The organism is Stenotrophomonas maltophilia group sp. Smal17, assembly GCF_030237045.1.
GTDB classification, from domain to species: domain Bacteria; phylum Pseudomonadota; class Gammaproteobacteria; order Xanthomonadales; family Xanthomonadaceae; genus Stenotrophomonas; species Stenotrophomonas forensis.
In genome coordinates this window covers 1-9,552 of sequence record NZ_JASJSU010000132.1, presented here as the reverse complement: position 1 = coordinate 9,552, position 9,552 = coordinate 1, and the positions used below count along the sequence as shown (strand labels likewise).

The window sequence follows — 9,552 nt, the reverse complement described above, 5'->3', positions numbered from 1 at the left end:
GGCCACCGCCCGTGAGCCGAACCGCTGCTGCAGGGCGGCCAGATCAGGCAGCGCCATGCCGTCGTCGGCCACCACCTCCGTTACCGGCTCGGCGAACGTCTGGCCCTGTGCCTGCGGCAACCAGCGCAGCAGCGCCGCACGCAGCGTGGCCAGTGACAGCGGCTTGGCCAGCACCTCGTCCATGCCGGCCTCGCGGCAGCGCCGTGCATCGTCGTCCAGCACGCTGGCGGTCAACGCCAACACGGTCAGCCGTGGCTGGCCGGTACGGCCTTCGCGTTCGCGCAGCAGGCGGGTGAAGCCGAACCCGTCCAGTACCGGCATGCGGCAATCGGTGATCACCAGGTCGAAACTCTCCGCGGCCAGCCGGTCCAGCCCCTGCTGGCCATCGCCGACCATCACGTGCGGCACGCCCAGCTGCTGCAACCGCCAGGCCATCATCGCCTGGTTGGTCGGATGATCCTCGATCACCAGCACGCGCGCCTGGCGCAGCGCGGCCGGCAGCAATGCGGCCTGCTCCTGCTCGGCCACCAGGGCCTCGACATCGCCACTGCCCGCTTCCACCAGCGACAACCGTACTTCGGCACGGGTGCCCTCGCCCAGGGTGCTGTGCAGGGTCAGCTCGCCCTCCATCATCTGCGCCAGCCGCTGGCTGATGCTCAGGCCCAGGCCGGTGCCACCGTGGTCGCGCTGGATGTAGGCACCGGCCTGGGTGAAGGGTGCGAACAGGTGCTGCAGCTGCTCCGGTGCGATGCCCATGCCGGTGTCGGTGACGCTCAGGCACAGCGGCTGGGCGCCGTCCCCGCTGGTCGGCCCCAGCACCTCCAGCTGCAGGCGGACCTCGCCCTGGGCGGTGAACTTGATGGCGTTGCTGAGCAGGTTGAACACGATCTGGCGCAGGCGTACGCCATCGACTTCGTGCGCGGGCGCCAGCTGTGGATCAATCTGCACGTGCAGCGCCAGCCCGCGTGCACTGGCCTGGGCCGAGAGCAGGCGGCAAACGCTTTCCAGCAACGGCCGCAGGGGCTGCGGCACCGGCTCCAGGCGCAGCGCACCGGCTTCAAGCCGGGAGTAATCGAGGATGTCGTCGAGAATCTGCCGCAGCATCTGCGCCGAATCCTCGATCACGCCCAGAATGCGCTGCTGCTCGGCGTCCAGCGGTGAATGCGCCAGCACTTCCAGCATGCCGAGCACGCCACTCATCGGCGTGCGGATCTCGTGGCTCATGGTGGCCAGGAAGCGGGACTTGGCCTCCGCCGCCTGCTCGGCGTCGGCCTTCGCCGCCACCAGGGCATCGGCCTGTGCGCGCGCCTCGCTCACGTCCACCCAGTAGCCACTCCACGTCACCGCGCCGGCTTCGGCCGCATAGGGATGGGCCTGGCTGCGCACCCAGCGCGCGTCGGTGCCCTCGGCGCGCAGGCGGAATTCCAGGATCAATGGCGCGAACTGGCGCGCGGCCTGCTCGACCGCCTGCAGGATGCGCGCGCGATCATCCTCCTCGATGCGCTCCAGCAGGATCTTCGCATCCTGCTCGGCCTGCTGCCGGCTGATTCCGAACAGGGCCTGCAGATCGCCGGCGATGAACGGGAAACTGAGCGTGCCATCGGCATCGCGGCGTGCCTGGTAGACCACCGCCGGGAGGTTGTCGGTGACTTCGGCCAGGCGCTGTTCCAGGTGACGCCGCCCGGCCACTTCGCGGCGCAGCCGCCAGTAGCCGATGCCATGCACCAGCACTGCGGTCAGCAGCACCAGCAGCAGCGGCAGTGCCCAGCGCAGCACCCGCTTCCAGTCGACCCCATTGCGGTGCTCGACCGACAGCCAGTTGCCGCGCAATGCCTCGTGCTCGCGCGGTGCCATCTGCAGCAGCAGGCGGTCGAAGGTCGTGGCCAGCGCGGCATGGCGGCGCTCCACCGCCATCACCAGCTGATCGTTGAAACCCGCCGGGGCAGCAACCTGCAAGCGCCCCTGGAAGCGGCTGCGCAGCAGCTGATTGACCAGCGCCAGGTTGCCCACATAGGCATCGGCTTCGCCATCAAGAACCCGCTGCATCGCCTGTTCGGCACTACGTGCCGCCATGATCCGGGCCTGCGGTGCCTGCTGCAGCACGTAGCCACGCACGCGCTCCGGATCGGACAGCAGCACGCGCTTTCCCTGCAGGTCCGACAGGCCCAGCAGGGCAGGGCTGTCGACGCGGCTGACGATCACGTTTGGCACGCTGATGAAGGGCTGGCTGAACACCCAGTCCGGCCCGAGGTAGCGCGAATCGGCCGGGATGCCCATCACCGCCTGCAGCTCGCCACGGCGCGCCTTCTCGCGCACCTCGTACCAGTCGTGGCTGCTCTCCGGCTGCAGGTGTGCACCGGCCTGCACCAGCCGATGCAGATACTCGCTGGCCAGGCCACTGGGCGCACCATCCCCGCCGGTGAACGACAGCGGCGCCGCATTCGGTGCGAAGCCGATCTTCAGTGGCTGCTCCAGCACCCGCTTTTCGGCCTGGCTCAGCGCCATCTGCGCCGACGCCGACCATTGCGGTGGCGGCAGCCAGCGCCTCGCCAGGGCATCGCGCTGGGCCTGGCTGGTTGCGGCCAGGGCCAGGTCCAGCGCTTCGGCCAGCGGCTGCTTGCTGCTGGGGATACCGAAGTGCAGCCGTTCGGGGGGCAGATCGCTGGGTCGCAGCAGCACCACACCCTGCAGATGGTGGACGGCGATCAGTTCAGTGGCGACATAAGCATTGCCGATATAGACATCAGCTTTGTCGTCTCTGACCATCTCGAGCGCCGCCAGCGAGCTGTGTGCGACAAGCTGCCGTGCGCGCGGGAATCGTGCCCGCACCTGCGGACCGGTCAGGAAATCCTGCTCGATCACCACCCGCAATCCATCCAGATCAGGATTGTCGGAGCCACGCAGGTCGCCCGGCCGGCCCACCAGGGCCAACGGTGCTTCGCCATAGGCGGCCGTGTACACCATGCAACGGGTGCGGTCGGCACTGAGACCGACATTCATCACCACATCGATCTCGCCACGGCACGCCGCATCCAACACGGATGTCCAATCTGGATAGCGACGGGCCTCCACCCTGACGCCTAGCTGGCGGGCAAGAAGCGACAGATAATCCGGTCCCAGGCCAACCTGCTGGCCATCATGGAGGGACTCGAACGGCGGCCAGCCGCTGTCATACTGGCCCACGACGATGCTCGGATGGGCGGCGAGGTACTCACGCTGCAGGGAGCTGAGCGGCAGCAGCCCTGGAACGCCCTGTGCCAGGGCCGCTGGCAGCACCAGTACGGCCAGCAGCAGGACCAGCCCGCGAACAGCCCAGCTACGCATCGGCGTCGATCTCCTAGAATGCTGCCAGGGACCGCGATGGTCGCGGCCCGGCCTGCCCGGTGGTCATACTAGAGCATGAGCTTGCGCATCATCATCGCAGACGACCACCCGGTGGTCCGTATCGGCACCCGCGCCGTCATCGAATCGAGTGGGGTGGGCCGCGTGGTCGGCGAAGCCGACAGTGCACAGGCGCTGATGGCCCTGCTGGGCGACCAACCCTGCGACCTGCTGGTCACCGACTACTCCATGCCCGGCAGCCCCCAGGCCGATGGCTTCGCCATGATCGGCATGATCCGCCGCCGTCATCCCGAGCTGCCGGTGCTGATGCTCAGCGTCTCCAACAACCTGGCGATCCTGCGCATGGTGCTCGACAGCGGCGTGCTGGGCCTGGTCGACAAGAGCTCGTCGATGGACGAACTGCCGCAGGCCATCCAGGCGGTCTACCGCGGCCAGGCCTACATCAGCCGCAGCCTGCGCGAGCGGGTCGAGGCCGCGGGCGGCTGGCGCATGCGCGAGGGCGACGGCAAGCCGCTGTCGCCCCGCGAGGTGGAGGTACTGCGGCTGCTCGGCACCGGCATGACCGTGAAGGAAATCTCGCTGCAACTGCACAAAAGCGTCAGCACCATCAGCCGCCAGAAGGGTGACGCCATGCTCAAGCTGGGCCTGAAGGGCGACGCCGAACTGTTCGATTACCTGCGCGACGGCAAGATCTGAGACGCAGCCCGCACAGCACAGGCTCCCCAGCAGGGCCGGGGCGCACCGCCCGTTCCCTATCTGCCAGCTGAGCGGCCAGGCCCGCTTTCAGCCTTGCTTCATGCCGCCTGCCGCTAGATGAATGCGCAAGCCGCACGGTGGGCCAGGCAATGTTCCGGCAATGTTGGAACGCCAGCGTGGACATCACGGCAGCCGGGGCGCCCCGCGCCCTCCCTGCCCAGCGTGGCATGCACCTCACAGGAGAACGAACATGCTCAGTACTTCCACACTCAGCTTCCGTGGTCTGGCGATGGCTCTGGCACTGGTGGCAGGTGTCGCCGTGGTCAGCGATGCCAGCGCGATGTCGAGGAAGGACAAGCGCACCCTGGTTGGCGCCGTGGTCGGTGGCGTGGCCGGCAACCTGCTCTCCAACGGCGACCCCGCCGCGACCGTCGGCGGTGCCGTGGCCGGCGGCGCGATCGGCAACCTGACCACCTCCGACCGCCGCGACCGTCATTATTACGACAACCGCTACTATGACAACCGCTACGACCGCCGCTACGATCGTGGCTACTACCGCAGCGGCTACTACGACCGCGGTGACGACCGCCGCTGGCAGCGCGATCGCTATTACGACAACCGCTACTACAACGACCGCGGCCGTCATCGCGGCTGGTAAGCGGCGGCACGGCTCACCGCGAGCGGGCGCAGGGACGGGCGGGTCGATGACCCGCCCGTTTGCGTTGGCCGCGGGCATGGCGTTGAATGCGCAGCCTTGGATGTGACTTTCCCCTTTCGGGCTGCGGCATGACTTCTTCCTCCCACCGCGTGCAGGGCCTCAACAACGACGAGGTCGCCGCCGACTGGCCACCGATCAGCACGCGGGACATCGGCTGGCTGCGCGAGCACTACCCGCAGCTTGACGGGCAAAGCCAGGCGCGCTGGCACAGCCCGCGGCCACTGTCGGCCGCCGCCATTGTCGACGGCGCGCAGGGTGCGGTGTTCATCAAGCGCCATCACCACAGCGTGCGCAGCGCGGCCTGCCTGGAAGAAGAGCACCGCTTCATCGCGCATCTCGCGGCGGCAGGCCTGCCCGTGGTCCAGGTGCTGGCGGCCGCCGATGGCCATACCGCCGTCGAACAGGGCGAGTGGACCTTTGAACTGCACGCCGTTGGCGTAGGCGACGATCTGTACCGCGATGCAGTGTCGTGGTCGCTGCTGACCGATGTCGCGCAGGCCCGCGAAGCCGGCCGCATGCTGGCGCGACTGCACCAGGCTTCGGACAGCTACCACGCGCCGCAGCGCAGCACCCATGTGCTGGTCGCGCGCGACGATCTGATCCGTGCCGACGATCCGATCGCAGCAATCAAGTCTGACCTGGCCACACGCCCCGGCCTGGCCCGCTACCTCGCACGCATCCCGTGGGAAACGCAGCTCCGCCGCGATGTATTGCCGTGGCACAGCGGCCTGGCCGAGCGCCTGCGCGACGAACCCCGGCTATGGGCGCACAACGACTGGCACGTCTCCAACCTGCTGTGGCGCGACGGCCAGGTCAGCACGGTGCTGGATTTCGGCCTGGCTTCGCCCACCAGCGCACTGTTCGACCTCGCCACCGCGATCGAGCGCAACGCGGTGGCGTGGCTGCAGCTGGAGCGCGGCATGGAGGCGGTACGCATCGACATCGCACTGGCGTTGCTGGACGGCTATCGCCAGGTGCTGCCACTGTCGGCCGCGCGCGTGCGCCTGCTGGCCGACCTGCTGCCGATGGTCCATTTCGACTTCGCACTGTCCGAAGTGGAGTACTTCGAAGGTGTCACCGGCTCGACCGCGAATGCTGACGTAGCCTGGCAGCCCTTCATGCTGGGGCATCCGGCATGGTTCCACAGCCCCCCCGGTCAGGCACTGCTGCAGGCCCTGCACGCCGCGGCATGAACGCCACCGGCTCGCAAATCCGTACCATTTGTAGTGAAATGGTCACCTGAAGCGGGGGTGCCTGGATCTGCCAGGCTGAGAGAGTCCCTTGGAACCTGATCCGGTTTGCACCGGCGTAGGGAGCTTTGAGCCGCAGCCACACCCCCGTCATGGGCCGTGCACCTGCGCGCCGTCGCTTCGTCTCCCTTGTTGTCCGAAGACGAACCGAATGAACCGCTGCCTGCGCCCCACCCTGCTCTCCCTCGCCCTCTGCGCCGCGCTGCCGCTGCATGCCAGCGAGGCCGACGCTGCTCCCGATGTGGCTGCCACCGGCGCCGAACGTTCGCCCACCGAACTGGCGGCGGTGCGCGTGCAGGCCGGCAAGCCGAAGGCGGATACCTCACGCGTGAATGCCTTCGGTGGCGGTTCGTGGAAGGACACGCCGGCTTCGGTGAACGTGCTCGAGCGCGACTATCTCGACCGCCGCCAGGTGCGTTCGCTGTCCGAGCTGGCCAGCAACGATGCCTCGCTGGGTGATGCGTATGCACCCGTGGGCTATTACCAGAACATCGCCATCCGCGGATTCGCGCTCGATGCCGCCACCGGCTATCGCTTCAACGGCCTGTCCATCGCTGGCGAACAGCGCCTGGCGCTGGAGAACGTGCAGGCGGTGGAGATCCTCAAGGGTGAAGCCGGCCTGGCCGCCGGTGTGATGGCGCCGGGCGGCATCATCAATTACATCGGCAAGCGTCCGGCCGAAGTGCGCACCGCCACGCTCGGCACCGATTCGGAAGGCTCGCGCTACGTCGCCGTCGATGTCGGCCACTGGATCACCCCGCGTTTCGGCCTGCGCCTGAATGCCGCATGGGATTCCAGCAATTCCTACGTCGAGCACGCCGATGGCCGCCGCAACTTCTACTCGCTGGCCGCCGACTGGCTGATCGGCGAACGCGGCAAGCTGGAAGTGGATGCCAACTACCAGACCAGCTCGCAGCGCTCGGTGTCCGGCTACCAGCTGCTGGGCGCGCGTGACCTGCCGCGCGGTGTCGATCGCGAGCACCTGCTCGGCTACCAGCCGTGGCAGCGCCCGGTGGATATCGCCAGCACCAACATCACCGCCCTGCACACCTACGACTTCAACGACGCGTGGCAGTCGCGCGTCTCGGTCGGCCACAGCCGCTCGGTGATCGATGACAACGTCGCCTTCGCCTACGGCTGCTATTACGCCGCGCAATGCGCCGATGGCAGCGTGCCGGGCAACTACTTCGCCCCCAATGGCGACTACGACGTCTACGACTACCGCAGCCCCGACGACACCCGGCGCAACCAGCAGGCGCGTGCCGAGCTGCGCGGCCGCTTCGAGACCGGCACGGTCGGCCACCAGCTGACCGTCGGTGCCGACTATTTCCGCCGCACCGTGGACAAGCGCCCCAGCGTCAACGAGTACGTCGGCACCAGCAACATCCACGACGCGCAGGTGCCGGTGTTCGAGCCGTCGCCGAAGATGCCCGGCCCGTCCGCAAGGCGCCTGGACAGCCGCCAGACCGCATTCTTCGCGCTGGACCGGATGAGCTTCGGTGACGACTGGCAGTGGCTGGCCGGTGGCCGCTTCGTGCGGCTGGATGAACGCGCGTACGACAAGCGCGGCACCCCACAGCGCCACAGCCGCCTGTCGCGCTTCCTGCCGCAGACCGCGCTGGTGTGGAAGGCGACCGACCAGCTCAATGCCTACGCCAGCTACGTGCGCGGCATTTCGCTTGGCCAGGAAGCGCCGTTCTGGACCAGCAACGCCGATACCTTCCTGCCCTCGGTGCAGTCGCGGCAGCTGGAAGTGGGCGTGAAGTACGTGCCGGTCGAGGCGTTGACGCTGGGCGCGGCGGTGTTCCGCATCTCGCAGCCGTACCAGTACGCCCAGCCCGACAACAGCGACGCTGGCTATACCTTCGTCCAACAGGGCACACAGACCCACACCGGCCTGGAGCTGACCGCCAACGGCCAGCTTACCGATGCACTGCAGATCGTGGCCAGCGCCAGCGTGCTGCAGGCGCGCGCGCGCGACACCGGCACGCCGGCCTATGAAGGCCATCAGCTGGTGAACGTGCCGAAGGTGCGCGCCAGCGTGCACCTGGCCTACGCGTTGCCCTTCGTGCAGGGCCTGGAGGTGACCGGGGGCTGGCGTTATGCCGGTGCCAACGTCGCCCGTGCCGATGGCGGCGTGCGTGCACCGGACTACTCGGTGTTCGATGCCGGCCTGCGTTTCCAGCACCGCCTGCACGAGCGTGCGGTGACCTGGAACCTGTCGGTGGACAACGTGTTCAACCGCTTCTACTGGCGTGATACCGGCAGCAGCGGTGGTGACTACTACCTGTTCCCCGGCGCACCGCGACAGGCCCGCCTGTCGGTGACGTTCGCGCTGTGAGCGGCGCCGTGCTCGAGTGGACTGCCGCGCTGTGCAGCATCCTCGGCGTCTGGCTGATGGCCCGGCGCCGGCTGTCGGCATGGCCGGTGGGCCTGCTGTCGGTGACGTTGTACGGGCTGGTGTTCGCCGAGGCCAAGCTGTACTCGGACACCCTGCTGCAGGTCGCCTTCGGCGGCTTCCTGGTCTACGGCTGGCTCAACTGGCGCCAGCACGCGGCCGACGAGGGCAGCGTCCGCATCGTGCCGCTGGCGCGCGGCAAGCTGCTGCGCGACCTGGCCATCGGGCTGTGCGGCGGCGTGGCGCTGGGCGCGGCCATGCACACCTTCACCGATGCCGCACTGCCGTGGCTGGACGCGATGCTGACCGCGCTGAGCCTGGTCGGCCAGTGGTGGCAGGCGCGCCGCCACGTGGCGTGCTGGTGGGTGTGGATCGCAGTGGACGTGGTCTATGTGGGCGCCTACCTGTTCAAGTCGCTGCACGTGACCGCGGCGCTGTACGTCTTCTTCCTCGGCCTGGCCGTGTTCGGCCTGCGCGCGTGGAGCGCGGCCGCGCGCGAGCCACAGGGTGCACCCGTACGTTGATGAGGAGGGCCAGGCTGTGCGCTGGCCATCCACAGTAGAGCCACGCCATGCGTGGCTGAGGGGTCACCCGTAGGCGCATCCACGCAGGGCGTGGCGCTACTTCGGTTCCAGCGCCAGGCCCAGCCGCAGCGGCTGGCGCATGTCCGGCGGTGGCGCCTGCAGGGGTGCGGCCAGCAGCGCCGCGCGCAGATCCGCGTCCACCTGCCGGTCGCCCAGGCTGTCGAATTCCAGTTTCGAGATGCGGCCATCGGCGGCGATCCACACGCTGACCGGCAACGGTGTCGGCGTGTCCGGATGCGCCTGCAGCCATTCCAGCACACGCTGGGCCTGCGGGTCCTGCTCCAGCTGCAGGCGCTGCTGCAGCTGGCCGCCCACGGCGGCGGCATAGGCCATCCAGTGCGCAGGAGCGTCCTGCGCGGACACGCTGGCACTCCCCAGTGCCAACGCGCCGAACACCGCAGCCAGCGGACGCCACCAGCGCCGCATGCCGCCCTTGTTCCCTGTCCTGGCCATCGCCTGCCTCCTGCGCTCCCATCCAGCGCGCCATGGTCGGCGTCGTAGATGACAGGCGGATGGCGGAGGGTAGAGTCGAGGTTGCTCGACTGCCTTGGCCTGGTTATGGCG

At 68.5% G+C, this 9,552-nt stretch carries 7 protein-coding genes and 1 riboswitch; of the genes, 5 read left to right on the top strand and 2 right to left on the bottom strand.

Annotation, left to right across the window (positions count from 1 at the left end):
• Positions 1-3,324 (bottom strand): ATP-binding protein (locus tag QRO93_RS20470; protein WP_285304341.1); only part of this gene is annotated, 3,324 nt, incomplete at its 3' end.
• Between the two features lie 75 nt (positions 3,325-3,399).
• On the opposite strand from QRO93_RS20470, the gene QRO93_RS20465 reads away from it, so the two are divergent.
• The 5 genes from QRO93_RS20465 (at position 3,400) to pnuC (ending at position 8,928) form a co-directional block, all read left to right on the top strand.
• Positions 3,400-4,038 carry a response regulator transcription factor gene (locus tag QRO93_RS20465; RefSeq protein ID WP_053511118.1) on the top strand — a complete coding sequence of 213 codons (639 nt, stop codon included), beginning with the start codon at positions 3,400-3,402 and terminating at the stop codon, positions 4,036-4,038.
• A gap of 250 nt (positions 4,039-4,288) precedes the next feature.
• The gene (locus tag QRO93_RS20460; RefSeq protein WP_180878708.1) at positions 4,289-4,696 is read left to right on the top strand and encodes a glycine zipper 2TM domain-containing protein; all 408 of its coding nucleotides are present in this window, start codon (positions 4,289-4,291) and stop codon (positions 4,694-4,696) included.
• A 128-nt stretch (positions 4,697-4,824) separates the two neighbouring features.
• On the top strand, positions 4,825-5,949 hold the full coding sequence (locus QRO93_RS20455; protein WP_180878709.1) for a phosphotransferase enzyme family protein: 1,125 nt from the start codon (positions 4,825-4,827) through the stop codon (positions 5,947-5,949).
• A gap of 43 nt (positions 5,950-5,992) precedes the next feature.
• A riboswitch (TPP riboswitch) is annotated at positions 5,993-6,088 on the top strand.
• Positions 6,089-6,157: 69 nt separating this feature from the next.
• Positions 6,158-8,347, top strand: coding sequence for a TonB-dependent siderophore receptor (locus QRO93_RS20450; RefSeq protein WP_053448475.1), 2,190 nt, complete (start codon positions 6,158-6,160; stop codon positions 8,345-8,347).
• Positions 8,348-8,355: 8 nt separating this feature from the next.
• Complete coding sequence (gene pnuC / locus QRO93_RS20445) at positions 8,356-8,928, top strand: nicotinamide riboside transporter PnuC (RefSeq protein WP_053451221.1); 573 nt, start codon at positions 8,356-8,358, stop codon at positions 8,926-8,928.
• Positions 8,929-9,024: 96 nt separating this feature from the next.
• Here the strand turns inward: pnuC and QRO93_RS20440 are convergent, their stop codons facing one another.
• The gene (locus tag QRO93_RS20440; RefSeq protein WP_053448474.1) at positions 9,025-9,441 is read right to left on the bottom strand and encodes a hypothetical protein; all 417 of its coding nucleotides are present in this window, start codon (positions 9,439-9,441) and stop codon (positions 9,025-9,027) included.
• Positions 9,442-9,552 lie beyond the last annotated feature (111 nt).

Excerpts from the sequence above, each read along its gene's own strand:
- QRO93_RS20465 (WP_053511118.1), top strand. The coding sequence starts at position 3,400 with ATGAGCTTGCGCATCATCATCGCAGACGACCACCCGGTGGTCCGTATC.
- QRO93_RS20460 (WP_180878708.1), top strand. The coding sequence starts at position 4,289 with ATGCTCAGTACTTCCACACTCAGCTTCCGTGGTCTGGCGATGGCTCTG.
- QRO93_RS20455 (WP_180878709.1), top strand. The coding sequence starts at position 4,825 with ATGACTTCTTCCTCCCACCGCGTGCAGGGCCTCAACAACGACGAGGTC.
- QRO93_RS20450 (WP_053448475.1), top strand. The coding sequence starts at position 6,158 with ATGAACCGCTGCCTGCGCCCCACCCTGCTCTCCCTCGCCCTCTGCGCC.
- QRO93_RS20440 (WP_053448474.1), bottom strand. The coding sequence starts at position 9,441 with ATGGCCAGGACAGGGAACAAGGGCGGCATGCGGCGCTGGTGGCGTCCG.